Origin of the sequence: Arthrobacter sp. K5, assembly GCF_040448525.1 — a bacterium.
Classification (GTDB): Bacteria; Actinomycetota; Actinomycetes; order Actinomycetales; family Micrococcaceae; genus Arthrobacter; species Arthrobacter globiformis.
This window is the reverse complement of sequence record NZ_CP159279.1, coordinates 362347-385867: the sequence shown is the minus strand read 5'-3', so window position 1 is coordinate 385867 and position 23521 is coordinate 362347. Positions and strand designations below refer to the sequence as shown.

The following is a 23521-nucleotide window of genomic DNA, read 5'->3' as shown; positions in this document are numbered from 1 at the left end:
CGTCCACGCCGTATGGGTTCCCCACGGGCCGAATAGCTCCGCAGGGGGTCCTGCAGGGGGCCTCAGTCTGACCGTCACCGGACGAGCCGAAGGACAAAGCCCCGCTATCGGCACGCAGGCGTCATCGCGGGTTCCCCCGTCAGTGAGGTTGGACTGGAATATCCCGGCGGCGGACCGGAGCGAGAAGTCCTCGTAGACGATTGGTTCAGGGATTGCGACTCCATTTTCGATCAACGTGGCCTGCGACGTGGATTTTGTCTGGGACAGGACGTTCGTCCACGGCCACAGCAGCGGTGCAGGCGGCAGTATCGGCAAAGGTGGTGAACTCCATTTTGCGTCGCCGTCACCCCAGAGATAGGCCTCTCCCTTGCCGAGATCGAACGCTCCGAGGACTCAGCCACGATTTCGGCGTCGAGCTTGGAGCGGCACTCAGGGCGGACCAGTAGCCGGAGTTCGGCGCCCTGCTCCAGGAGCTCTCGCGCCATCATGCCTCCGAGGGATCCCGTGGCGCCGATCAGCAGCACTGTCTTGGACGCCTCTTGATCCTGGGGTGGAGTGATCACGAGGCGGTTCTCCTTTTGGGTTCGTTCCGGTGCTGAGCACTTAGGGATGAGGTCCAGCCGTCGCCTGTTGGGCCTTGCCGTGCTCGGGGCGGTGCGCAATGTTGAGGCCGTCACGGTCGGGTCGCTTCATGGTGCGGCTCCTTTAGGGCGCGAGTGATTCGAGCGGGGCCAGGAGGTAGGCCAGGGACCATTCCAGCCTGGAACGGCCCATCCCGGCGCGCACAGTGAGCTGGAAGCCGGAGAACGCGGTGACCAGAGCGCTAGCCGCGGCCCGGGCGTCGACTGAGGCGGGCACGGTTCCGGCGTCCTGGCCGGCTATGCTGATCTTGGTTGAACACGGATCGAATCCTATCTGGACGTGCCGGGCCGGTCGGGACGTTCCTGTCCCAGCTCCAAAAGGTTGATGTCGACGCGGCCCCTGGTGCCTGGCTTCGGGGAGCCGCGCCGCTTGCGGAGTTGGGTGGCCCGGTACTCGTCACGGGCGAGGTTGAATGTATAGAGCGTCGCGAATCCGGCAAAGCCTATTAGCCACAGGGCTCCCCAATCCGGCAGCCCGCCCTCCCATAGAGGACGCTGGAAAAGCCACAGGCCGGCGATCAGGACTAGCCCCGAAAAGACCGTGATGATCCCCATACCCCACCAGGTACTTACCTGAGCCTGTCCGCTCCCGGGCGTGAACCCGATCTCGTCGGCCGGGTAGCTGTGCAGCTCGCCGGTGTTGGTCGTGCGGAGCACCCGCTTCTCACCGGCGGCGACAGCCTTTTTGTGTTCGGCGTACACGGCATCCTCGCGCCGCACACGCTCACGGTCGTAGACCATACTCAGTCTTCCTGTCTATAAAGCGGATCAGGGTCGGGGACCCGGTTTCTTCATCCCATTTCTACGGTGCCAGGCCGTCTTAGAGCCGGAGCGTGACGCCCTCGGCCGTGCAGGTGCCGGCATTAGCGAAGACGGCGTCCCGAACGGCGTCCTTGGATGCCTGCCTAGGCTGGCGACCGTTTTCGGCCGCCGCCGAGTGGTCCATTGAGAGGGCGCTCAGGGACGCAAAAAGGCCTGTCAGGTCCCCTGAAACCGTGTCTTTTGCGTCCTGCGCCTTCAGGTAAATGTCCTCGTAGGCGTTCGGGTCAGTGCCGGAAAGGGCCTCGTACTCGGCGTAGAGCGCGTTGAATGTCTCGCAGGCCTCCTTCACGCTGCCTGTCGTGGATGTCGGGGATGATTCTGAAGGCGATGGCTGTGTGGCGACGGCTGTCTCCACAGGTATGGAGCTGGGCCCGATGGGTTCTTTGGGGGTTGAGGCGCATGCCGTCAGGCCGGCGACTGCTGCGATGACTGCGGCGGTGAAGATTCGCTTCACGATCGTTCTCCTGGGTTTTCTCTTAGGGGTGGGGTTTTTGGCTCAGCGGACCGGGAAGAGCCAGATGAACCAGAACGAGGCAGGGGTATGTCTTCAAGGTCCGCAGTATCCAGGTGCAAATCAGCCCTCAACGCTGAGTAGCTTGTTCCTCATCTTCCTTACGGAGCTTCACGGAATACGGGAAGTAATCCAGGGTCATCTGGATGCGGGGATCCGGGTGCTCCCGGAACCATCCGTAGGCGCGGTCATCGTCCGCCGTCCACCAGGGCTTCGGCAGCCCGTTGCGCTTCCGGGCGTTGCGCCCCTGCCACTCTTCTGTGACGTTGAAGTATCCCTGGAGGACTGCGAGGCCGAAGAGGAGCCCGAAGAACACCATGACCAGTCCCATGATCGACAGATTGAAGAGCAGAATGACCCCAAAGGCCAGGGCGAACAGCGACGCCGGCAGGGCAACCAGTACCGTGAGCAAAATGCTGAAGTAGAAGGAACGGATCAGGTTGTGGTCGCCGCCGCCCGAGCTGGCACCGATGCCCCACTCTTCCTTCGTGTACGCGTAGATGGTCGTGCCTGTCTTTGCGTATCCGTAGTAGTACGGGCGATTGATGACCCGCTGATAATGCTCGTCGATATTCTTATCCCCCATGGCACCAACTTTATCGGGTGTCATGGCGGGTTCAGTTCCTTGGATCGGCAGCCAGTCACGGAATAAATGAGGCCATCGCGGTTGGGTTCAGACCAGCTGCCTGCCCCATATACCGGTAGTGCCGTCGCGGGACACCGGCGGACACCTTGGCTGGTGCGGGATTTGAGGCCTCTATTGCAGCAACGCCGATGGGGACCAAGGACCGTTCAATCCTCGCTTCAGTACTTACAAAAACCATTCCGGAAATGATTCCTCGGGAAGCCTCGCTGGCTGGCGGGTCTGAAGCGAGGATGAACAGGGCAGTCCTCGACGCACGTTCTACGATGTATTCGACCTGCTCCAGGCTCAGCCCCTGCACCTTCAACACAGCACGCTGAACGTAGGGAAGGCCGGTCGCTTCCACCAGGTCAGCGAGCTGCCGTTGGTTGGTCTTCGCGGGCGATTGCAGAGCACCGGTGGCACTGTCCCAGGACCAGCCCGGAAGATGGTTTGCGAGCCACTGCTTCTGTTTGCGGCTCAGCTGGTGGAAAAACTTATGCGACGTCCGGAGCTCCCGTGTTTCCAGAACCTCGCTTGCGAGCCTTGCTGGCTACATTTGCGTTTGTCCCACAGCACATCCCCGGAAGCGACGGTCCTGGCTGCTGCGTGGTTCGTCTTGTGGGGCATGGTGAGCCGTCCCAGATCCGGGACAGCAGGTACGGCTGCGGGTGCCTTGCGCTTTTCGCACCGGCTGAAATGCCGGTTGCTGCTCATGGGCGATGCATCCCCTCTGAAGCTCCAGGTGACTGTCGATGGATGGGTCGCGGGGCGTGCAACGACTCTGCAGCAGCCGACCGGCGTCCCACGGCCGCTTCCAAAGCACACATCACCAGGGGCCGCGGGGCGCCTGCACTGCTCTTCTCAGAGACGACTGGGACACCGTCACGGGAGTCTCTGTCCGACAACCAGCAGGCCGGCGGGTAGCTGGTGCCACTCACGAAGCGATGCCTCCAGGGGCACCCCAGCGACGCGAAGCGTTGGTGGGGCAAGAGACCGCCAAAGTCCCGAAGGAATCCGACCACGGATTGTTCTCCGATCGGCAGCGGAAAGGCATCGCCCTTGCCAGGCAGCGCAGCGCTTACAAGGGGCGGCAGAAGACGCTCACACCTGATATGGCGGCTGAGCTGGTCCAGCGGGCAGCCAACGGAAGTCCGAAATCCGTCCTCGCCAGCCAGTACGGCATAAGCCGGGAGACTGTGTACCCGTACCTTCGCCAGGCTAAGCTCTCCTGCCCCCTACCCTCCTCGCTGCTGTCAGGTCCCCATACCGAGGTGCGCGCCCCCTGCCACATCCAGGGTTACGCCCGTGATGTAGCGGTTGTCCGGGTCGGCCAGGAATAGGATGGCGCGGGCGACTTCGTCTGGTTCGGCGAACCGGCGCATGGGAAGCTGTGCTGCCCGTTTCGCCCTGTTCGCGGCTGCGTCCGGGCCGGAGTCTTTTGCGAATTGGGCCCACATGGGGGTGTTGACCGGGCCAGGTGCGATGGCGTTGACCGAGATACCGTTGGGACCGAGTATCTGGGCGAATGACCACATGATATGAAGCACGGCAAGCTTGCTTGCGTTATAGGACAGATAATTGCTGCGGGCTTCCTTGGCTGCCACCGAGGAGAGGATCAGAATCGCGCCGGCGGTACCGGAGCTGATCATTGACTGTGCCGTTTCCCGGACCATTGAAAACGTGCCGGAGGCGTTGATCCGCATGATGGAGTCGAATTCCTCCGTCGTTGTCTCCATGATCTCGGGCGTGGCGCCCAGGACTCCGGCTGCGTGAACGAGGGCGTCGATGCGGCCGTACTTGGCTGTGGTCTCGCGGACGACGGCGGCGCATTGCCTTTCCGAGGTGACGTCGAGCGGGAAGAAGTGTGCCAGCGCTTGGCCCTCCTTGGGGGCCCGGTCGGCGCCGACGACCACGGCGCCGGCGGCTGTGAGTGCATCGACGAGCGCATTGCCGATGCCGCCGCTCGATCCGGTCACCAGAACGACCTGGTCTTTGAGGCTCATTTGAAGATTCCGTTCCTGTGCTGGCTGATGTGCTGCTCTCCGGGTGGTGGTTTGCGAGTGGCTCGTTTCATCTTCGGAGGTCCTTACATGGGGTGTTTGTTGGGAGGTGTGGCGTGCCTGCGGTCGCCGCTACTGTCATGAGGGTGCCTCGCACCTGCATGCTTTCAAGCCCGGGCTGAATGCCGTCTGCAGTCCAAGGCGCAAACACTGTTTATTTGTTGCTGCTGGTAGCGTGGCTTGCCCATTGCCGGCCTTCTTGTTCTTCTGTGGGCAGTCCGGAGGCAGCGAGGATCCGGTCCAGCAGCTGCTGGGTATGGACGGCTTCGCGACCGGAGGTCAGTGGCTGCGCCCGGTCAGCGACCCGGTCCAGGAAATGGTGGACGGCAGTGGAGAACCCTAGTGTGTCGGTCGCTGTTGCCCAGCCGTAGGCCTCGGCGCTGAGCTCGCGTGAGGTGGTGACCCCCCTGACGGTGGTCGACACTGTTTCGGGAGCGCGGACCTCCACGGTCTTGCCGTCGCCGTAGGCGTCCAGTTTCTCGTTCCAGGCACCTGCCGTTCGGGCAGCCATGAGGACTCCTGTGTTGCCGGTGTCAAAGCGAATCATGGCTGCGACGCCGTCTTCCTCCCAGGAATCATCACCGGCTGCGTGCGCGGCCACGTCCACGGGTTCACCGCCGCAGTACCAGCGGAGCAGATCGACCATGTGAATGGCGTTCTCGAACGTTGCACGGTATTCCGATCCGGGGCGGTTCTTTTGGGCGACGCAGAATGTAGCGCCTTTCGCCCCGAACACTTCCCGGCCGGCGGTGTAGACGGGTGCGTAGCGGCGGTTGAAGTCGACCATCAGGATGCGGCCGCGTTCGTCGGCGAGGTCCGCCAAACGCTCGGCTTCTTCCGTGGCGGGGGCCAGGGGTTTTTCGCAGAACACGTCGACGTCATTATTCAGGCACAGCTGGACCGCATGGGCGTGCTCGGACCGGGGTGTGAGGACGAACACGGCGTCCAGATCCTGCGCGTCCAGCATGTCCTCCACTGACCGGTAGGCGGCGCCGAAACCCCAGCGCCGGACCAGGTTGCCGGGGTCCTCGCGGCGGGACACCAGGGCTGCCAACTCGACATCATCGCGTTGTACGAGTGTGGGCAATTGGGCAATGGTGGCGATGTTTCCCGCGCCGATGACGCCCACGCGAAGGCGCTGGCCGTTCATCGGGCGTTCTCCATTTCTGCAATTTCCGTGAGCATCCCGCGCAGTGCGGCCGCGGATTCCCGGAATCCGTCCTCGGGGGTGGGAAGGTCTTGCGGGTGCCAGCGGTACTCGTACTCGATGCTCAGCAGGTCATCGTAGCCGTGGCGTAGCAGGGCCGCGAGGATCTGGGGCCAGGGAAGGACGCCGGTGCCGATGACCCGGGAGCGTACGGCGCGCTCGGATGTGTTGACGCGGGCTGTTTCCGTAGCGCGGAAGGCTGCGTTGGGGTCGGTGAAGACGAGGTCTTTCGCGTGGACGTGACCGATGAGGTCGCCCTGGACAGCAAAGGCTTCCTCGAATGATTCGTCGTGGGTGAAGGTGAGGTTGGCCTGGTCGTAGAGAACTCGGACGGCCGGGTGGGCTACCTCCCGGACGAGCGCGGCGGTTTCTGCCCCGGTCTGGGTCATGGTGCCGAAGTGGTTTTCCACGCACAGCCGCACGCCGGCCTGTTCGGCCTCGGGTGCCAGGGTTTGCAGCGCCTCCCGCAGTTTCGCCCATCGCCGGTCGTGATCAGTGTCGCCCGGGTGCCAGGACCCGGCATACACGCGTACGCGGTCGGCGCCGAGCAGATGGGCGGTTTCAATCGCGCCACGGAATTCGTCGACTCCCGCGCGCCACTCTTTCTCGTCCAGGGCATTGATGGCGGTGGTGTAAGGGGTGAGGCCGATGATGGGCAGGCCCTCGTCCTCGGCCGCCTTCAGTGCCTCCAGTGCGGCGCGCCGGTCGCCCTGAGGCAGGCCTGAGGTGTAGCCGTCCTGGTAGATGACTTCGGCGGCATCGAGCCCCGCGGCCCGGAAAAGCTTCAGTGCCTGGGGGACCGTATGGTCCGGAGTGCCTAGTGTGTGACCTGCAAGCCTCATTGTTGATTGTCCTTCCGGGAAGTGTCGTGTGTGGCTGTCCAGTCCGCTGGACCGACGAGCCGAGGTGGGGATGCGACGCGGGAGCGGTCGACGATTTCCATCAGCAGCCCCCAGGGGGTGATGAAGTAGGTCCAGCGGTTGCCGGCCACGCGCGGGCTGTCGCCGGCGACTTCCTTGCGTTCTCCGAGCACCTGGACCCCGGGGGTTTCCTGCAGCACTGCGATCGCTTCGTCGACGTCGTCCACTACGAAGCACAGGTGGTGCCCACCGGCGTCGCAGTGCCGGGGCGGGGTTTCCCGCCGCTCGGCGCTGCTCCACTCGAACAGCTCGATGTTCAGGTTCGGGGGCAGGCGGAGCATGGCGAGGGTGAGCCGGCCGTCGGCAGGGACGTCGAAGTTGGTGGGCATGAACTCGGGGTCGGGTCCGCGCTGGGAGCGGTACAGCTCCTCGGCGCCGAGCACCTCGACGAAGAACCTGATGGCGTCTTCGAGGTTCGGAACTGTCAGGCCGACGTGGTCGGCGTGCCGCAGCCCGGGCAGCCGCCGCAGGGTTCCTTCGTTGGCCGCGGTCATTTGCGCGGTCCTGCGGTGGAGGCGCGCATCAGAAGTTCAGGTTCCAGGACGATGTGCTCCACCGAGCCGTTCAGGTTCTGCTTTTCTGCCAGTTCGATGGCGATGTTTCCCATGTCGTCGATCGGCTGCCGTACGGTGGTCAGGGGCGGGTTGAACCGGGCGCCCAGGGCCAGTCCGTCAAAGCCGATGACCGATACGTCATCCGGCACGCGGATGCCATTTTGTCCCAGGGCCGAGATCACCGCGAAGGCGACCATGTCGTTGGCGGCGATAATCGCCGTCGGTGGATTCTCCATCTCCAGGTAATGCTGTGCCGCGCGCGCTCCTGCGTCCGGATCGGAGCCGCTGTCCAGTACCAGGGGCGTGCTGTTGCCTTCGGCTGACAGCTCCAGGTAGGCGTCCATCCGGTCCTGGGCGGTGTGGGTGCCGGCGATACCGGAAACGTAGCCGATCGAGGTGTGCCCCAGAGAATGCAGGTGGTCCAGGGCCAGCATGATGCCGCGGCGGCTGTCGACGGTGACCGTTGGAACCGAGGAGTCGCCTTCCACACGGTCGATCACCACCACCTTGTGGCCGAAGTCGAAGAGCTTGAGGGCCTCGGTGTCGACTTTCGTGGAGGGCGCGACGATGCCGAAGGGCGCGTACATGGCCTGCATCGCGGTGAAGTATCCGTCGGTCTTGGCAGGGTCCCCGTTCGTGACGCAGAGCAGCAGCTGGTAGCCGCGCTCGTCCGCGGCCTGCGTCATGGTCTTGGCAAGTTCGGCAAAGAACGGGTTGGTGATGTCAGGGACGATCAGCGGGATGAAGGTGCTGGTCTTTCGGCGCAGTGCCTGGGCGAGCGGGCTCATGGTGTAGCCGAGACCTTCGGCGACGCGGAGGATGTGTTCGCGGGTTTCGCTTTTCACCGCTTCAGGCCGGGAGAATGCCCGGGAAACTGTTGAGCGGTGGACACCGGCCGCCTTCGCGACAACGTCAATACTAAGGTCGGCCATTTTCTTTTCCTCCGTGCTGGTTGTCGTATGCCTGCCAAATGGGGCGCATCACATCTTCGAGCTGAGCCAATGTCGGCAGGCCCCGGAATCCATCTTCCAGCGTCTGTGCGACGCGGCGCACGAACGGATCATAGAGGGGATCACTATCCACCTCGATCACGGCGGTCTCCGTTGTACCATCCAAGGCTGTGAAGGTGGCTGAACCGTCCGAGTTGACGGAGGCGAATCCCGCCGCGCCCGCCGATGTGTAGCTGCAGTACCGCTTCAACGGCGAACCCGGGAAGGCGTAGCCGACCTCCACGATGGCTTCACGCCCGTTCGCGGTGGTGATGATGAGGCTGGCATGGTCCTCAAGAGCCCCGCCGTGAAGGGCCGACGAGAGCCGCGACTCGATACCCGACGCTGCCTCGTCACAGGCCTGCAGGAACAGGTCGACGAAATGCGGTCCCAGATTGGCCAGGCACCCGCCCCCTGCAGTGGCAGGGTCCAGCATCCAGGGATTGCCGTTAGCCAGGTAGCGCGAGGGCGGTCCGGCGATAAAGGACATCCTCTGGTACGTCGGCCGGCCGGCCTTGGCCAGCCACCGGTCGACGGGGCCGTTCCGCTGAACGAGCGGAACCGTCGCGGCCACGCCGGCCGCTTCCGCAGCCTTGCGCACCTGGGAAAGTTCCGCCAGGGAGGTTCCCAGCGGCTTCTCCACCACGAACGGAATCCCGCGCTCAATCAGGGCAAAACACTTTTCCGCCATGCCATCGTGCGGGCCGAAGACATAGGCAAGCCCCACACCGGGCAGATCCACCAGGCTCCGCCAGTCAGCCTCCACGGGAGCGTTCCACGCCCTAGCCAGTCCCTGGACGAAGGACACGTCCTCGTCACTGACGCCAACGACCTGGTGTTCTTCGCCGATCGCCTGCGTACAGAGCGGGACGTGCCAGTGCGAAGCACCAAGGATGATCGTGCGAGTTTTACTCACCCTGCCAGCCCCTTTGCTAAGTAGGAGTTCGATTGTTTGCTCAGCATGAGATCGGTTGCTGAGATCGGTTGCAATAACACTATGGATGGTGGGAGAGTTTGTCAACGACACTTCAACAGTGGCTCAGGGACGCTCGGTGATGAGCCGACCGTCCGGGTCAGAAGAAAGGCCAGCAATGTACAAAAAACTTCGCACCCTGCAGACCATCGACGAATCCGGCGCCGTCCTCATCGTCCGGCTCGAGAACGCTGATGTGGCAGAACGCGTGGCGGAAGCGGCGATCGCCGGAGGTTTTCGCGCACTGGAAATCACGCTCTCGATCCCGGGCGCCGTGGACGTGATCCGTCAGCTCTCCGCCAAGCACGGGCCTAACGGAGTAGCGGTGGGAGCCGGAACAGTTCTGGACGAGCACTCAGCCTACGAGTGCATCCGGGCCGGCGCCGACTTCCTGGTCAGCCCCCAGCTGAACCCGGCAATGATCCGGTCAGCGAACCGGTACCAGGTGCCGACAATCAGCGGCGCCTACACACCCACTGAGTTAGTCAACTCCGCAGAGGCAGGCGCTGACATCCTCAAGCTCTTCCCCACCGAAGCCGGCGGTATCCCCTACGCCAAATCAGTTCTCGCCCCGCTCGCACATCTGCCGATTATGCCGGCAGGCGGCGTGACCGTAGAGAACGTCGGCGAATGGTTTGCGGCCGGCGTCGCAGCTGTCGGCGTCGGCAGCTCCGTGACCAAAGCATGGCAGCCGGACGGCGACTTCTCCCGTGTCACCGAGGCCGCCAAAGAGTTCCTCTCAGCAGTGGCAGAGGCACGCCAATGACAGCCCCGAAGGTCTTCATTGTCATCGGCCCTGCCGGCTCCGGGAAAACGACCATTGCCCAGCAAACAGCAAGAGAGCATGGTGCTGCATATCTGGATAAGGACCGGATCTGCGGCCGCCTTGTCGAGTTTGCACTGGAGGCAGCCGGACACGACCCCACAGACCGGGAATCCAATGACTTCTATCGGGAAAATCTGCTGCCCCTGGAGTACGAGACACTCATGGATGTAGCCGGAGTGAACCTGCGCCTGGGACGATCGGTCGTACTTGACGCACCCTTCGGCGCCTACTTCGCCATGCCGGACTACCTGACACGCGCCGCGGAAGAATTCCACTGGCCTCCCTCGGAGACCACAGTGGTGCGGGTACAGGTCCCCCAGGATGTCCTCCGGGGGCGACTTCTTCAGCGGGGACTCGAAAGAGACCGATGGAAACTTGCGCATTGGGACGAGTACTGGGCATCCTACGGCAGCCTGGACTGCACCTGGTCCGGAGTCCGATTCCTCAATGTCAACAACGAGAAGTCCCTGCGAATTCAGGGATGACTTTCAGGTCCGGTCCGTTTGGAGCGGGCCCCGCTTGCCCTCTCGCCGCGCGCTGGCCAAAGGTTTGCACCGCCGTCCTTTGAACTGAAAATGACCGTTGACAGGGCTCACCCGCCTACGTATCGTTACTTGCAACCGATCTCAGCAACCGATCTCAGCGATGCGATTACGGCAATCGATCTCATGAATGGCCAGAGCAGCCCCTACGCCACCGCGAGTTTGCCGCCAGTCATACCTCGAAGCGGGACACAGGCGGACAAAGGCCCACCCATCACGTCGCTTCGGTTACCCCGAATATTCCAATATCCTTACCCAGCAAACGTGAAAGTTTGGAGAGTTCAATGAAGACCTCAAAAGAAGCCGTCAGCAGTCCCGACCCTTTGGGCCTTCCCGAAGTGCCTGAGCCCCCTCGCCGCACCGTCAATATGGTGGCCGGCACGATCGGCCACTTCGTGGAGTGGTACGACTGGTACATCTACGGGCTGCTGGCAGCGGTGTTCTCATCGCAGATATTTCCAAGCGATTCCCCGTTCGCCTCCCTTATCGCAGCACTGCTCACCTACGCGGTCGGGTTTGTTGTACGCCCGCTCAGCGGAATCATCATCTCCCCGCTGGCCGACCGCTTCGGCCGACGGCTCATCCTGACTTTATCAATCTCAGGCATGGCGCTTGGTGCTTTGATCATCGGCCTCACACCGTCATTTGCGACGATCGGCTACGCAGCACCGATTCTCTTCCTGGTTGCACGCATCCTCCAGGGAATCTCGGCCGGCAGTGAGGCGCAGAGCGCCATCGCATTCATGGTCGAACACGCCCCCGCGAACCGCAGGGGCCTGTTCGGTTCGTTCTCCAACATGGCAAGCGGCTTCGCGACCCTCGCCGCCACCGGCGCCGCGGCAATGGTGACATCATCCTTCACTCCAGCAGACCTCGCCGCCTGGGGTTGGCGCATCCCGTTCGTCGCGGGAGGCATCCTCGGCGTCGTCGGCCTTATCCTGAGGGCCCGGGCGGAAGAGACCCCCGAGTTCGAGGCAACTGCCCTCGTTGACCAAAAGTCCGCGCCGGCACGCCTGATGGACCTGCTTCGCGAACACCCGAAGGCGCTGCTGCAGGCAGCAGCGCTCTCAGCCCCGGCCGTCGCCTACTACACCTGGGCCACCTTCCTCCCCACCTACGCCAAGCTGACCACCGGCCGAGACCTGTCCTCGACCCTGGCCGGCAGCGTCATCGGACTGGCCCTCCTCGTTATCATCGTGCCAATCTGCGGCGCGCTCTCCGACCGCCTCGGCCGACGCAAAATCTTCCCCATCATCGGTGCCATCGGCATGATCGTCCTCTTCTACCCCTTGCTCCTGCTGCTGAACCAGCCGGGCTTCGGTGTTTACGTTCTGGTATCGGCGTCCGGTTGGGTGGTTCTCGGTATCTGGCAGTCCGTCTATCCGACCATCCAGGCCGAACTGTTCCCGGCTGCGGTACGGGTATCGGGCATCGGCTTCGCACACCAAATCGTCATAGCCGTCTTCGGCGGCACCGCGCCACTGATCGCCGCCGCGTTTGTCGGCGCCGGACAGCCGATGCTGGTCGCGGTCTACATGATCGCCATTGTCGCCCTCTGCCTCGTCGTCTACTTCACGCTGCCGGAGACCGGCAACCGCGGTGACCGTGTCACGGTGGCGCTTGCTGACCCTGAGGTACTTGAAGGCGAACACCTGGTCTCGAGCACATCGCCGGCCATCGACGGGGCTAAGCGTTCCCGGTAGGCCCGCCGGTACCAGGTAATCCGTGGCGGCTCGACGGGGCAGAAGGGGCATGTCTGCCCCGGGTCCCTTCGAGCCGCTTGGCTCGCGCTTGCGATCCCCTACTCAGGATCGAAATTCACAGTGCCTTATGACTGAAACACTTTTCTCCATCGGTGAAGAACAGAGAGGATGCCTTCAAGTGAACCAAATGATCATTAACACATTTTCCTATCTATGGTCATCTACGGCCATTGATGCGATAGCTGAATTGGTCGACAACGGGTATAAAACCTTTGAAGTTCCGGTCAGCTCGCCCCATTGCTGGCCGGATGAAATATCCGGCTCAGAGCGCACGGCAACTCATGCAAGACTCAATGAATACGGCGCCAAAATCAGATCACTGAACGCCGGTGGATATGACGTCAACTTGGCCAGCCCCGGCGCCAATATGCGCCGCAAAAGCATCGAGCACATCAAATCAGTGATCGACCTGGCTGCAGCCTGGGATGTCCCCGAGGTTGTGATCTCCCCCGGCACAAGACGCCCGATGATCTCACCTTCACTCGAAAAAACCTACGGGTGGATGTACGAGAGCCTGGAGAATCTACTTCCACTGGCCAAACAGGCCGGCACGCGACTTCTCTTCGAAAACACTCCCTACTGCTTCACCCCTACCATCCAGGATCTGGCGGGCATCGTAAGCACTATCAACGACGAAGCAGTCAAGATTGTGTACGACGTCGCCAACGCTGCCTACATCGGAGAAGATCCCGTAGATAGTTTGCTCTCCTACCATGAATCCATTGGATTGGTGCATATTTCTGATACGGGCACGGAGACCTGGGGCCATGATCCAATCGGCACGGGAGTGATCGACTGGAATGGATTGGGCAACGTCGTCAGAGAAACGTGCGGCGTCAATAACGTAGTTCTTGAGATCATCCGCGAAGACAACCCTGTGCAGGAATTCAAGAAAGCGATGCAGGATCTCAAATATCAAGGCTGGGAACTGGGAACTTAAGTTCCAGCATTGGAGGTTGCGGCGCATCCACCGAGAGTTTGTTTCAAATAATGACATCGGGTTTCGTTGCGAATTGCGCTGCAAAACGGATCTGAGTTTGCAGTCCATGGACTCCTATCAAAAATGGTAGTCAAAAATGATTCTCAAGAGAATCCCCGATAAAAGGAGTGTGTGCAATGAGAGCACTGGTCAGTGGCGGAAGCAGCGGCATAGGCGCGTCTACCTGCGTGAGAATCGCAGAGGCGGCTCTGGCCCGGGGCGTGCACCCGATGATTGCCGTGGGTGGACACGGAGCGAACGGCAACCAAGAGCAAGTCGTTCGTACAATCCAGTCAATGGGAGGTACCGCCATCGCACTGGCGGGCGATCTCGCTGACCCCGACGTGCCACGTCAACTCGTAGAGGCTGCGGTAGCCGAGTTCGGTGGCCTGGACGCCTTGGTAGCAAACGCCGGAATCGCTAACCCAGGCGCCATCTGTGACGTGTCCCTTGAGGACTGGGACAACATGTTCTCCGTCAACCTCCGCGGCGCGTGGCTTCTAGCCAAAGCAAGCTACCCGCACTTGCAGCAGAGCCGCGGGTCCGCCTGTTTCACCTCTTCCATGTCTGGTCAGCTGCCACATGCCGGATCAGGTGCTTACAGCCCCAGCAAGGCTGCATTGACAATGCTGGCCCAAACACTCGCGTTGGAATGGGCACCTGACGGAATTCGCGTGAATGTGGTTTCCCCGGGCATGACTCATACACGGATGACCGAAAAAATGTATGCCGATCCCCAAATCAAGAAGGCCAGGGAGGATATCATCCCGCTGGCAAGAATTGGAGACCCCACGGACATTGCCAACGTCATCGAATTTCTTGTGAGTCCGCTATCGGGTTATGTCACCGGGCAGGACGTCTGTGTCGATGGTGGCTTCTCCAAGTCCATTCTTAGCCATATTCCTGGTCGACCCAGCTCTAAATCTTGAAATCCGATCTGTACCGGCACCCCCGACAGCGATGCAGCACGAGCCCCCGAACAGACGCAGCCCGCACCGCACCGCCGGGGAAGGCCGACGGCGCGGGGGCCTCGGACCTGCCCTCCTGCCAGTGATTCGCTGCGCAGGCCGACCAATGTCGGCAGCCACACCCTCAGGGCAGGAGATTCCTTCATGTCCGATGGATACCGGGTCTCGCCCAGCTCCGCGCTCTCGGGGCCAACGGGGCACGGCCGTATCGGCCCAACGGCGAACAGCTACACGCCCGGACCGCCACTCCAGAAGGCTGCGACCATCACCAGCTCCCGACAAGGGGCATATCCGCCGAACGCTGATGAACTTGGAAAGGACAGCTACGTCTATCCGCTAAGGCAAATCTGAACGCAAGGTTTGCCCACATTTCAGCCGAACGTCAGGGCCCCTATCTGAAAGTGTCAGAATAGAACCCGTATTGCCATTTTCTGACACACCCTTTCGAAAGTCTCAGATCCTCACCGGACACTGTCGAAGTCGGAAGTTCGCGTGGCGGCCGGCGCATGTAGGTGTATGCGAGTGCGATGCTTCATGGCGCCGTCGGATCGTCGCTTGATTAGTAATTGTCTGCGGGGGACGATGTGAGGCTGCATAGAGGCCCGGATTTGATGGGGAGTCTTTACCGGGCATCTCCACCGGCACTCTGTTCGATCCCGGTGACGTAGTGCTGCACCGCTGCGGATGAACGCCCAACGTCCGAAGTGGCGAGGAGATCGAGCAACGCGCCTCTGAGTACCGCAAGTGCCAGCGTCCGCTCGACCTCGCCCGACTGGCTCGTTCGTTCTTCCTCTTCCCCGTCCAAGGCGACAACGGCCGCCCCTGAGACCGGGCGCGGCGGACACTCCTGATCAATACGCTCGACAGGGCAGACTGGGGCGGTCAGGACGAGGCCGGTAAGAATCCCGGAGTGCCCAGTGACCGGCCCGGTTTGACCGGCGCACCCGCACAACCATAGGACTGCGGCCAGTAAGGCCCAGACGAAGCGCTTCACTTCACGCACCAACATTCCTGCACAACGTGACACTCCTTGCCCGCCGCGGGCTCGCGGCGGAGACAGCCTCCTCGGGACCTGACAATTATCGGCGGCTGCTTTGAGAGTGCCCATTCCTGTTCGAATGGTGTCCATGCCGGAAAGATCCAAGGTCGTCCTGCCCGGTCGAAGGCTTTGGTGCATTTGTCGAAGTAAATACCGCTTGGCCGGCAAGAGACTTCCCGCTCGTCATTGGGGATCTTTGTGCTGCTCTGGCTAGGCAGCGTTGCTCGTCTTGTCGCCTGCCGAGCTCGGCAAAAGTGGCTGCCGCCTCCCGAAACAGGGCGATGGATTGATCCTCGTGACCCTCTGCGCGGCGCAGGACGGCTCGTGCTTCCCAGAGGGCGGCGTGCCATGGTCCGCCAGGCCACATGCCAGCGAGCTGCTCGGCGCTGGCGAGCCGGCGGCGGGCAGCGTCCAGCTTCCCTGCAAGCGCGTAATTCATCGCTGCGGCGACTTGATAACCCATCGAGCACGGCGGACAGACGCTCCTGCCGGCCAGAGCCGCGTCGGCTCGCTCGATGATGCGAACCGCTTGCGCCGGAGACCTGGCTGCCTCAGCGAGCACCCCGTATAGGCGTACGACGAGGTGCGGCTCAAGCCACGTGGACGCGGCGGCAGCCAATGCGCGACTCGCTGCCCGAGCGGCCTCCTCGGGCCGATCCTGTGCGAGGTCAACCTCGGCCAGTCGTTGAAGTGTCACGATCTCGCCGGCCGTTGCCCCGGCCCGCCGGTGCAGCTCGAGCGCGGACTGGAGCAGACCGTGTGCGTCGCCGAGCTCACCGGAGAACAGTGCGGCCTCCCCCAGCAACAGATCGGCGATGGCCTGGCCACGCACCGAGCCTGCTCGCTCGGCGATCGTCCGCAGACGCGCTACGCGCCGTGCAATGTCCCGGTGCCCGTCCGGCCCGCACAGGCAGAACTCGGCGAGGCACAACTGTGCGTCAAGAACGTAGCCGGAGCGCGCGGAGTCGTGCCGCGTGAGCTCGACGAACTCAGCTTCGAACACCTCGGGCCAACGATCCTGCATGTTCGCCGCGATCGCCAGCACCGCGCTGGCCTCGCCGATCTCTCGGCCCAGGTTCGCTTCCATGGCCAGCTCGCGCGCATGCCGGGCGTAAGACGTGGCCTCGACGAGGTCGCCGCTGTTGAGCGCAATGAGCGCCCGCGCCAACGTCGCCCGCGTGCGATTCTCCGCGCGTCGAACGTCCCCGGCGATGGCCTCCTCGTAGACCGCAAGCGTCGCCGCGCCCGGGCCCATCCCGAGGTCGGCCCGTAGCCGCTCCCGGAGGCGCTCGAACTGGCGGATCGCGCCCTGGCGATCACCGGCCTCGAGCGCGCGAACCATGATCTCGCGGTGGGCGTCCTCGTCTGTTGGCTCGGCCTTAACCACGTCGTCCCACCGGCCCGCGGCCTTGAGCAGATGCAGGTACAGCGTGCGCAGCCGATCGCGGGGTTCCTCGGCCCACACGGCGAATCGATCATCAGGAAGCAGGTCGCCTCGGTAAAGGGCGAGCGCCTCTGTCGCCCCTGCCGATGAGGCGAGTGCGGCGCGCCCGTCGGCTTCGAACCTTTCCGCGTCGATGGAGACCTCGGCGTCGGGCAGCAGCACCAGCAGGTGGCCGCGCGCCTGGACGGTGCCTGACGAGCCGAGGGCGGCCCGCGCGAAGTGCATTGCCTTGCGTAGGTTGGAAGCGGCAGCTTGCGCGCTGAGGTCGGGCCAGAGCAGATCGGCGACGACGTCCCTGTGTAGCCGGTGCCCTTCTGCGAGGGCGAGGATCTTGACGATCCCGGCCGCCTTGGTACGTTTCCACGCGGCGTCCGGAACCGTCCGGCCGTCAACCACGACTCGGAACGCGCCTAGCATGATGACGGCGCACGTCTTCACGCCCTTATGTTAGCTGGGGGAACGGTCGGGGAACAGGGTCGCCCTACCGTGAGAAGTGATGGCGAGCCACTTGGCTCCGTCACCGCATCACAACGCCCAGGAGGACATGATGGGACTGCAACTCGGTGAGATCGCACCCGATTTCTCCGCCAAGACGACCGCCGGCGATATCCGTTTCCATGACTGGCTCGGAGACGCATGGGGAGTGCTGTTCTCGCACCCGAAGGACTTCACCCCGGTCTGCACGACCGAGCTCGGCTACATGGCCAAGATCAAGCCCGAGTTCGACCGACGCGGAGTCAAGATCATCGGCTTGTCCGTGGACTCGACAGCTGATCACGAGCGGTGGGCCGCCGATATCGAGGAGACGCAGGGGGCCCGCCCCAATTATCCCGTGATCGGCGACTTATCCCGTGATCGGCGACGACGACTGCAGCGTGGCGAAGCTTTACGGCATGCTCACGGCAGCCATGTCCGGGGACGCCAAGAGCCGCACGCCCGCGGACAACCAGACTGTCCGCAACGTGTTCGTAATTGCGCCTGACAAGAAGATCAAGCTGATCCTCGTCTACCCCATGACGACCGGACGCAACTTCGACGAAGTGCTTCGCGTCCTCGACTCGCTTCAGCTCACCGCGAAGCACCGGGTGGCGACGCCGGTCAACTGGAAGCAAGGCGAGGACGTCATCATCGCCGGCTCCGTCCCGAACAGCGAGGCCCGCGAAATCTTTGGCGATTGGAAGGAGCCCAAGCCGTACATTCGTATCGTCCCACAGCCGGTGTGATCGAGCATGAGAGCGGACACTTGACATAACCCTGAACCAGCCTGCTTCGGCTAGCCCGTCGCATGCCGAAGTGGACCCTGCGGCGGCGCACGATGGCGGCGCGCTACGGCGAATGTCCGACCGAGCTGCACCGCCCTCGAGCTGCACCGCCCTGCTGTATCCGATGGCGGCCGAAGCGTTTGCTGCGCTCGGCGACCGGGCTGACGCAATCGTATTCGCCCAGGCGACCGAGCGGGTTTCCCAGTCCTTTCAAAGTTTGGCCCAAAGATCGGCGTGGACTGCCATAGCCGAGTCCGCCGCGGTTCGCTGGCGCCGACCCACACGGACGCGGGCTGGACGCGCGAAAGATTCCTATCCGCGGCGCACCTCTACGAAAAAGGTCCTTCAGGCTTTCTGGTCCGCCCGCTGCCGGTTGGTGCAGGCCGCATTGGCCGGCGTGGGCGGGCCGGCTGAGCGGTACCTGCTGGACGATGCGGCAATTGTGTTCGAGCAGCTCGGCGCGATGGCTCTCGCTGCCACGCGCCGGGCAACCTGATCGCCGACCGAAGCCGGCCGCCACAGGGTACCTCCGGGCGGGTGGGCGAGGACTCAGAACCGCAGGTCGCCGAGTAGTAAAGCCGGTGCGTTACACCGTCGCTACCCGGTCGAAATCAGCACCGCTCATATGCTCGCACAGCGCAAAGCAGGCATCGAAATGGGTCGAGAACTCTGGATTTTGTTTCCACGCGTCCCGGGACGCCTCGTCGGTCCACTCCGCGAACGAAACATAGTGACCGGGGACACGTCTGTCACGGATGAGGTTCGCCACCACGATCGACGGGTAGTTCGCCCGGGACCACTGAAGGAACTCCGTCCACCGGACTATGAATTCCTGATCGCAGCCCTGCTTCACCTGCCAGGTTCCGGAGGCATAATGGTCTGCCATTTTGGTCTCACCTCCTTTCAGCTTTCTCGCTTAACCGTAGGTCGCGACCGTTCCCCAGGCGTTCCTCGGTTTGCGTTGGCAGCAACAGGTGGGCGTCGTCGGCAGAGCGGTTCTGAACCCTTAATCAGGCAGCTGCCGATCTTGGCATGTAGATCGTGCCGTCGCGGAGCACGGCACAGACAACATTGAGACGGCGCCGGGCCGGGGACCGCCTCGCTGCCCCCGTGCAGCGAGGCTTTTGTCGCTCCCTTTTAGGCGGGGCAAGGCTCATCCTCCGCCCTCAATGTTGGTCAGCATCGAGGGAAGCCCTTGATCGAGTTCAGAAGAGAACGAGGTAGCGCCGAAGTCGTCGGGGAACAGCCCCTCGCGCCCGTGAGGCCAGCAGAAGAAGGACCTCAACGGTGGAGATCTCTGTGTCCAGGGACCGCGACGCGTCGTTCGAGCCGCGGATCGTGGCCAAGCAGCAGCGCCGGCTGACCACTGTCGGACGACCTGATGATCCCATTTCGGCCAAGGGCCTGACTCATGGCAAGATCGCGGCGCACCTGCCCAGGTTTATGGCGCCGAATAGCCCGATAACCGCACTAAGCCAGCTCTGCCCTCGCCAGCTCTCAGGATGGCGTAAGGCTTCTTATCACCGGCGTCCTCGCGGCTTTGACCAGGGGTAGATAGCTGTGGAAGTTCAGCCTGAGAGGCACGGCGATGACGTCAGTCTGAAGTACACCCAAACCTGACGTCGAAACCGCCTGACAATGGAGAACTTGGCGTGATGGGCCGAGTTTCCACTTGTTCTCTGACGCCCCGCCGGCAGAATCATGTGGCTTAGTCGCCCGCTGCCTCAGGCGGGCTCATAAAAATATGGTCGGTTTGCAGGCGTGCAAGGCTGCCGTGACACTTTCCTCCATGCCCGGCTGCATCCAGATGAAACCAGGCGTTTGCTGGCGAGTACGCAATCGTCGCGGCGTTCCTTCACACCCGGCCGATGAGAGTCTCACCGTAGCCGTCGCCGTAGGCTTGTGCCGTATCGATGTAGCTAATCCCGGAGTCGAGACAGGCGTTCAGGGTGTCGACGACCACGTCTGCCCCTTCCTTGCTGAGGGGGTTCCAGCCGGTGGCCTCGTGAACGCAGGTGAATGCCGCCCCGCCGATCGCGATGGGTGAGACCTCCAGCCCTGTCCGGCCCAACGAACGTTTCTGCATAAATACGCTTCTTGGTGCCTGTGGCTGCTAAACGCTTCTGGCGTTTGCCGCCGAGACGGAGGCCAGGTCCTGCCGAAACCGTTCTGGTTCATTGGCTGCCGGGAGGTTCACGGTGTCTTTGGCTGCGTCAAGTGATCCCTCAGTGTCCGCCGTCAAGGACTCAAAGAAGGCCGTGAGGTCTTCCTGTTCGGGGCCGTGGTCTGCAACAAGCTCGAGGGTCTTGCGATTGGCGCCCTCAGCGGAGAGGCTGTCGATGAGGACTCTGGCGATCTGGTCACGGGCGATGACGCCGTCGGCGGGCGTGCCGCTTTGCCGGTGGTCGCCTTGAAGCATTAGAATCCTGCGCTGGTCGGCCTGGTTGTAGTCGAACCAGCCCGGCCTGACAATCGTGTAGGGATGGCCGCTGGCCCTGACCAGCCGCTCGCTGCGCAACTTCCACTGCGTGTACGGCATGCCCGGCCGGGTGACACCGATGGCCGTCATGAGCACAATGCGCACACTGCGGCCTTTCAGGGCCTGGAGAACGTTTGCGACGCCGGCGTAGTCGTTGTCCCGCACGTCGCGTTCACTCGTGGTTGAACCGTGGGTGAGGACGACGGCGTCCATTCCCTCGACAGCGGGGGCAAGGGTTTCGGGGCGCGTGAGGTCCCCGACGACGAGCTCGACAGAGTTGGGGAGCATGCGGGCGGCGCGGGCACGGTCGCGAACGAGTGCACGAACGGCGTATCCCTGGCGGAGCGCCTCGTTGACAGCGTGGCGGCCGATACTGCCGGTAGCGCCGGCAATCAGGACGGTAGAGGGGCGGTTGTTCATGTGTTCTCCTTGACGGGTGCCTGAGCCCCTTGGCGTTCTGTGGCTGCCCAGCTGGCGAGGACTTTCAGGGCGTCCTCGGACGGGGTGCCGGGTTCAGCGGTGTAGATGTTGATCCGCAGCCCCGGGTCAGCGGGCAGCTCAAGTGCCTCGTAGGTGAGGTCCAGGTCTCCGACGATGGGGTGGTGGAGGCGTTTGCGGCCGGTGCGGTGGTGTTTGACGTCGTGCCGTGCCCAGCGGATTCGGAACTCCTCGCTGCGGGTCGAGAGTTCGCCGACCAGGTCCGAGAGGTCTTTGTCGTAGGGGTTCTTTCCGGCGGCGGACCGCAGGACAGCGACCACGTCGTCAGCGGCCCGCTCCCAGTCCATGAAGAATTCCTGTGCTTTGGGGTTCAGGAAAGTGAAACGTGCGCTGTTCGGCGGAGCGGCGCTGGTGTCGGTCATCATGTCCAGATACAGGGCCCGGCCCAGATCATTTGAGGCTAGGACATCGCCGCGGTCGTTGCGGACCCAGGCGGGCGCGGTCGTTATCGAGTCGATGACCCGCTGCACACTGGGCCGCACTGTCTGCGGGCTGCGCTTGCGCCGTACCCGGGGGGCGGCTGTGGCAGCGCGCGCCAGGTCGAAAAGGTGAGCGGTCTCGGCGTCGTCGAGCTTGAGGGCACGTGCCAGTGCTTCCAAGACGCTGTCCGATGCGCCGGAGAGGTTTCCGCGCTCAAGGCGGATGTAGTAGTCGATACTCACGCCGGCGAGCATGGCCACTTCCTCTCGGCGCAGGCCCGCCACCCGCCGGTTTCCACCGTACGCGGGAAGGCCGGCCTCCTCGGGCGTGATCCTGGAACGGCGGGAACTCAGAAACTTCCGCACATCGTCGCTGTGTGTCATGACATCCACGCTACGCGCGCACTTCGGGGCGAGGGAGGCACTGGCATTACCCTGAACACCAGTGACTCCCGGGCCCTTGGAAATCACGGTTGCATGGGAGACATGAAACCGGCTCCGACCACCCCTGCGCACCCGGCAGCGATCCTGGCAATCATCCTCGCCAGCTACTTCATGATCCTGCTGGACAACTCGGTCATCTTCACCGCCCTGCCCAGCCTCCAGAACGACCTGCAGCTCACTACCAGCGAACTGACCTGGGTTCAGGACGCCTACACACTCGTCTTCGGCGGCCTCCTCCTCCTCCTCGGCGCCCGCGCCGGGGACCTGCTGGGCCGGCGGCGAGTGTTCGTGTTCGGGCTGGTGATTTTCTCGCTCGCGTCACTCCTGATCGGGTTGGCGCCGGCAGAATGGTGGGCGATCGCAGGCCGCGCAGTCCAGGGAATCGGGGCTGCCATCGTGGCTCCTGCGTCGTTGTCCCTGCTGACAGCAAGCTTCCCGGAAGGCCGTGACCGCACCCGGGCCGTATCCCTGTACGGCGCCACGGCCGGGATCGGCGCCAGCCTCGGGCTGGTCATCGGCGGCGCCCTAGCCCACTGGATCTCATGGCGGGCGGGGTTCTTCGTCAACGTTCCGATCGGAGCTTTGATGATTGCCCTTGCTCCCCGGTTCCTCCCCGAAACCGGACGAGCCCGCGGCCGCTTCGATGTCCTCGGTGCGCTCAGCGCCACCCTGGGCGTGGGTGCGCTCGTCCTCGGCATCATCCGCACCGCCGAAGCCGGATGGGACACGGGTGCCCTCAAGGCGGTGATCGCCGGCGTCGTTCTTTTGATCGTGTTCGTGCTGATCGAACGCAAGGCCAGCCAGCCGATCATGCCGCTGACGCTGTTCACCAGCCGGCGCCGCACCGGCGCCTATGTTGCACGCTTCCTCTACCTGGGTGCCATGATCGGTTTCTTTTTCTTCACCACGCAGTTCATGCAGGAAGTCCTCGGCTTCAACCCCCTGCAGGCCGGTCTCGGCTTCCTGCCCATGACCGCAGTGAACTTCGCCGTCGCCATGAGCATCCCGCCACTTGTCAGGCGCATGCCGGGCTCGGTTGCCCTGCTGGCCGGCATCCTGATCACCCTCACCGGAATGTTCTGGCTCAGCCGCGCCGGAGCTGACGCCAGCTACTGGACCGGGGTCGCCCTGCCGATGGTCCTCATCGGCGCCGGCCAGGGGTTTGCCTTCGCCCCGCTGACCTCATTCGGCATCATCGGTGCCCCCGCCGCCGAAGCCGGGGCCGCCTCCGGCCTGGTGAACACGTTCCACCAGGTGGGCACCTGCCTGGGACTGGGCATCGCCGTCGCGGCCGCAGCCACTGTCCCCTCCGGAGGACCGGCCGCCGGGCACCTGGCCGCGCAGGTCAGCGCGGCCCTCACCACCGGCAGCGTCCTTCTGTTCCTGTCCCTGGTTGTGACCACAGCCCTCATCCTGCCCGCAGACCTGGCCTCCCGCAGGACCCTCGTGACCCCACCGACCGCGCCGGCAGCCCTGGCGCAAACGCGCTAAACGGCCGGCACCTGGCCTTTCCCAGCAAGTGTCCCATCTCCCTTCCACCAACGACACAAAGGAAA

The 23521-nt window shown here is 63.3% G+C and carries 22 protein-coding genes and 2 pseudogenes; 9 read left to right on the top strand and 15 right to left on the bottom strand.

The genetic code is table 11. The features are described 5' to 3' along the window. Positions 1 to 705: 705 nt before the first annotated feature. From ABRP34_RS01655 to ABRP34_RS01640, 4 genes are all read right to left on the bottom strand, one after another. Positions 706 to 858: a hypothetical protein gene (locus ABRP34_RS01655; RefSeq protein WP_353712005.1), complete on the bottom strand. Its 153-nt coding sequence runs from the start codon at positions 856 to 858 to the stop codon at positions 706 to 708. A 53-nt stretch (positions 859 to 911) separates the two neighbouring features. After that, positions 912 to 1382 carry a hypothetical protein gene (locus ABRP34_RS01650; RefSeq protein ID WP_353712004.1) on the bottom strand — a complete coding sequence of 157 codons (471 nt, stop codon included), beginning with the start codon at positions 1380 to 1382 and terminating at the stop codon, positions 912 to 914. A gap of 79 nt (positions 1383 to 1461) precedes the next feature. Next, positions 1462 to 1917 carry a hypothetical protein gene (locus ABRP34_RS01645; protein ID WP_353712003.1) on the bottom strand — a complete coding sequence of 152 codons (456 nt, stop codon included), beginning with the start codon at positions 1915 to 1917 and terminating at the stop codon, positions 1462 to 1464. Positions 1918 to 2044: 127 nt separating this feature from the next. Next, entirely contained in the window at positions 2045 to 2560 is a 516-nt protein-coding gene (locus ABRP34_RS01640) for a hypothetical protein (RefSeq protein ID WP_353712002.1), read from the bottom strand. A gap of 1073 nt (positions 2561 to 3633) precedes the next feature. Between ABRP34_RS01640 and ABRP34_RS01635 the strand changes: the two are divergent. Further along, positions 3634 to 3939, top strand: a pseudogene (locus ABRP34_RS01635) (helix-turn-helix domain-containing protein); the annotation flags it as partial. On the opposite strand, the gene ABRP34_RS01630 reads toward ABRP34_RS01635, so the two are convergent. The 6 genes from ABRP34_RS01630 to ABRP34_RS01605 form a co-directional block, all read right to left on the bottom strand. After that, positions 3853 to 4602, bottom strand: coding sequence for an SDR family oxidoreductase (locus tag ABRP34_RS01630; RefSeq protein WP_353712001.1), 750 nt, complete (start codon positions 4600 to 4602; stop codon positions 3853 to 3855). The pseudogene ABRP34_RS01635 and the gene ABRP34_RS01630 overlap by 87 nt on opposite strands. 211 nt (positions 4603 to 4813) lie before the next feature. After that, positions 4814 to 5809 (bottom strand): Gfo/Idh/MocA family oxidoreductase, encoded by a 996-nt coding sequence (locus ABRP34_RS01625; protein WP_353712000.1) that lies wholly within the window; start codon positions 5807 to 5809, stop codon positions 4814 to 4816. Continuing rightward, a complete protein-coding gene (locus tag ABRP34_RS01620) occupies positions 5806 to 6708 on the bottom strand; it encodes a sugar phosphate isomerase/epimerase family protein (protein ID WP_353711999.1) in 903 nt (300 codons plus the stop codon). Before ABRP34_RS01620 ends, ABRP34_RS01625 begins: the two co-directional genes overlap by 4 nt. Beyond that, positions 6705 to 7280, bottom strand: a complete 576-nt coding sequence (locus ABRP34_RS01615; RefSeq protein WP_353711998.1) for a VOC family protein — start codon at positions 7278 to 7280, stop codon at positions 6705 to 6707. The genes ABRP34_RS01620 and ABRP34_RS01615 overlap by 4 nt, the downstream gene beginning before the upstream one ends. Then, positions 7277 to 8272, bottom strand: coding sequence for a LacI family DNA-binding transcriptional regulator (locus tag ABRP34_RS01610; protein ID WP_003799912.1), 996 nt, complete (start codon positions 8270 to 8272; stop codon positions 7277 to 7279). The genes ABRP34_RS01615 and ABRP34_RS01610 overlap by 4 nt, the downstream gene beginning before the upstream one ends. Beyond that, the gene (locus ABRP34_RS01605) at positions 8259 to 9245 is read right to left on the bottom strand and encodes a Gfo/Idh/MocA family oxidoreductase (RefSeq protein WP_353711997.1); all 987 of its coding nucleotides are present in this window, start codon (positions 9243 to 9245) and stop codon (positions 8259 to 8261) included. Before ABRP34_RS01605 ends, ABRP34_RS01610 begins: the two co-directional genes overlap by 14 nt. 175 nt (positions 9246 to 9420) lie before the next feature. Here ABRP34_RS01605 and eda point away from each other — a divergent pair, with 175 nt between their 5' ends. From eda to ABRP34_RS01580, 5 genes are all read left to right on the top strand, one after another. Next, a complete protein-coding gene (eda, locus tag ABRP34_RS01600; protein WP_353711996.1) occupies positions 9421 to 10068 on the top strand; it encodes a bifunctional 4-hydroxy-2-oxoglutarate aldolase/2-dehydro-3-deoxy-phosphogluconate aldolase in 648 nt (215 codons plus the stop codon). After that, positions 10065 to 10613, top strand: a complete 549-nt coding sequence (locus ABRP34_RS01595; RefSeq protein ID WP_353711995.1) for an ATP-binding protein — start codon at positions 10065 to 10067, stop codon at positions 10611 to 10613. Before eda ends, ABRP34_RS01595 begins: the two co-directional genes overlap by 4 nt. Positions 10614 to 10954: 341 nt before the next feature. Continuing rightward, positions 10955 to 12373, top strand: a complete 1419-nt coding sequence (locus ABRP34_RS01590; RefSeq protein WP_353711994.1) for an MFS transporter — start codon at positions 10955 to 10957, stop codon at positions 12371 to 12373. 187 nt (positions 12374 to 12560) lie between these two features. After that, on the top strand, positions 12561 to 13373 hold the full coding sequence (locus ABRP34_RS01585; protein WP_353713286.1) for a sugar phosphate isomerase/epimerase family protein: 813 nt from the start codon (positions 12561 to 12563) through the stop codon (positions 13371 to 13373). Between the two features lie 176 nt (positions 13374 to 13549). After that, positions 13550 to 14341, top strand: a complete 792-nt coding sequence (locus ABRP34_RS01580) for an SDR family oxidoreductase (RefSeq protein WP_353711993.1) — start codon at positions 13550 to 13552, stop codon at positions 14339 to 14341. 1118 nt (positions 14342 to 15459) lie between these two features. Here the strand turns inward: ABRP34_RS01580 and ABRP34_RS01575 are convergent. Continuing rightward, positions 15460 to 17301 carry a BTAD domain-containing putative transcriptional regulator gene (locus ABRP34_RS01575; protein WP_353711992.1) on the bottom strand — a complete coding sequence of 614 codons (1842 nt, stop codon included), beginning with the start codon at positions 17299 to 17301 and terminating at the stop codon, positions 15460 to 15462. Between the two features lie 109 nt (positions 17302 to 17410). On the opposite strand from ABRP34_RS01575, the pseudogene ABRP34_RS01570 reads away from it, so the two are divergent. Further along, a pseudogene (locus tag ABRP34_RS01570) lies at positions 17411 to 18086 on the top strand (peroxiredoxin). A 625-nt stretch (positions 18087 to 18711) separates the two neighbouring features. On the opposite strand, the gene ABRP34_RS01565 reads toward ABRP34_RS01570, so the two are convergent. Next, positions 18712 to 19011 (bottom strand): antibiotic biosynthesis monooxygenase family protein, encoded by a 300-nt coding sequence (locus tag ABRP34_RS01565; protein ID WP_353711991.1) that lies wholly within the window; start codon positions 19009 to 19011, stop codon positions 18712 to 18714. A gap of 401 nt (positions 19012 to 19412) precedes the next feature. On the opposite strand from ABRP34_RS01565, the gene ABRP34_RS01560 reads away from it, so the two are divergent. Next, positions 19413 to 19679 (top strand): hypothetical protein, encoded by a 267-nt coding sequence (locus ABRP34_RS01560; RefSeq protein WP_353711990.1) that lies wholly within the window; start codon positions 19413 to 19415, stop codon positions 19677 to 19679. Between the two features lie 301 nt (positions 19680 to 19980). On the opposite strand, the gene ABRP34_RS01555 is transcribed toward ABRP34_RS01560, so the two are convergent. Genes ABRP34_RS01555 through ABRP34_RS01545 form a run of 3 tightly spaced genes read right to left on the bottom strand, consistent with a single transcriptional unit; the run spans position 19981 to position 21905 of the window. Continuing rightward, on the bottom strand, positions 19981 to 20211 hold the full coding sequence (locus ABRP34_RS01555; protein ID WP_353711989.1) for an aldo/keto reductase: 231 nt from the start codon (positions 20209 to 20211) through the stop codon (positions 19981 to 19983). A 27-nt stretch (positions 20212 to 20238) separates the two neighbouring features. Continuing rightward, positions 20239 to 21024, bottom strand: coding sequence for an SDR family oxidoreductase (locus tag ABRP34_RS01550; protein WP_353711988.1), 786 nt, complete (start codon positions 21022 to 21024; stop codon positions 20239 to 20241). After that, positions 21021 to 21905: a helix-turn-helix transcriptional regulator gene (locus ABRP34_RS01545; RefSeq protein WP_353711987.1), complete on the bottom strand. Its 885-nt coding sequence runs from the start codon at positions 21903 to 21905 to the stop codon at positions 21021 to 21023. Before ABRP34_RS01545 ends, ABRP34_RS01550 begins: the two co-directional genes overlap by 4 nt. Before the next feature lie 93 nt (positions 21906 to 21998). Here ABRP34_RS01545 and ABRP34_RS01540 point away from each other — a divergent pair, with 93 nt between their 5' ends. Beyond that, positions 21999 to 23456 (top strand): MFS transporter, encoded by a 1458-nt coding sequence (locus ABRP34_RS01540; RefSeq protein ID WP_353711986.1) that lies wholly within the window; start codon positions 21999 to 22001, stop codon positions 23454 to 23456. The last annotated feature ends 65 nt before the right edge of the window (positions 23457 to 23521 follow it).

What these genes read in the sequence shown, in the direction of transcription:
- ABRP34_RS01610 (WP_003799912.1), bottom strand. Translation starts at nt 8,272, where the DNA reads ATGGCCGACCTTAGTATTGACGTTGTCGCGAAGGCGGCCGGTGTCCAC.
- ABRP34_RS01580 (WP_353711993.1), top strand. Translation starts at nt 13,550, where the DNA reads ATGAGAGCACTGGTCAGTGGCGGAAGCAGCGGCATAGGCGCGTCTACC.
- ABRP34_RS01550 (WP_353711988.1), bottom strand. Translation starts at nt 21,024, where the DNA reads ATGAACAACCGCCCCTCTACCGTCCTGATTGCCGGCGCTACCGGCAGT.
- ABRP34_RS01595 (WP_353711995.1), top strand. Translation starts at nt 10,065, where the DNA reads ATGACAGCCCCGAAGGTCTTCATTGTCATCGGCCCTGCCGGCTCCGGG.
- ABRP34_RS01625 (WP_353712000.1), bottom strand. Translation starts at nt 5,809, where the DNA reads ATGAACGGCCAGCGCCTTCGCGTGGGCGTCATCGGCGCGGGAAACATC.
- ABRP34_RS01545 (WP_353711987.1), bottom strand. Translation starts at nt 21,905, where the DNA reads ATGACACACAGCGACGATGTGCGGAAGTTTCTGAGTTCCCGCCGTTCC.
- ABRP34_RS01590 (WP_353711994.1), top strand. Translation starts at nt 10,955, where the DNA reads ATGAAGACCTCAAAAGAAGCCGTCAGCAGTCCCGACCCTTTGGGCCTT.
- eda (WP_353711996.1), top strand. Translation starts at nt 9,421, where the DNA reads ATGTACAAAAAACTTCGCACCCTGCAGACCATCGACGAATCCGGCGCC.
- ABRP34_RS01540 (WP_353711986.1), top strand. Translation starts at nt 21,999, where the DNA reads ATGGGAGACATGAAACCGGCTCCGACCACCCCTGCGCACCCGGCAGCG.
- ABRP34_RS01615 (WP_353711998.1), bottom strand. Translation starts at nt 7,280, where the DNA reads ATGACCGCGGCCAACGAAGGAACCCTGCGGCGGCTGCCCGGGCTGCGG.
- ABRP34_RS01585 (WP_353713286.1), top strand. Translation starts at nt 12,561, where the DNA reads ATGATCATTAACACATTTTCCTATCTATGGTCATCTACGGCCATTGAT.
- ABRP34_RS01620 (WP_353711999.1), bottom strand. Translation starts at nt 6,708, where the DNA reads ATGAGGCTTGCAGGTCACACACTAGGCACTCCGGACCATACGGTCCCC.
- ABRP34_RS01650 (WP_353712004.1), bottom strand. Translation starts at nt 1,382, where the DNA reads ATGGTCTACGACCGTGAGCGTGTGCGGCGCGAGGATGCCGTGTACGCC.
- ABRP34_RS01630 (WP_353712001.1), bottom strand. Translation starts at nt 4,602, where the DNA reads ATGAGCCTCAAAGACCAGGTCGTTCTGGTGACCGGATCGAGCGGCGGC.
- ABRP34_RS01565 (WP_353711991.1), bottom strand. Translation starts at nt 19,011, where the DNA reads ATGGCAGACCATTATGCCTCCGGAACCTGGCAGGTGAAGCAGGGCTGC.
- ABRP34_RS01555 (WP_353711989.1), bottom strand. Translation starts at nt 20,211, where the DNA reads ATGCAGAAACGTTCGTTGGGCCGGACAGGGCTGGAGGTCTCACCCATC.
- ABRP34_RS01640 (WP_353712002.1), bottom strand. Translation starts at nt 2,560, where the DNA reads ATGGGGGATAAGAATATCGACGAGCATTATCAGCGGGTCATCAATCGC.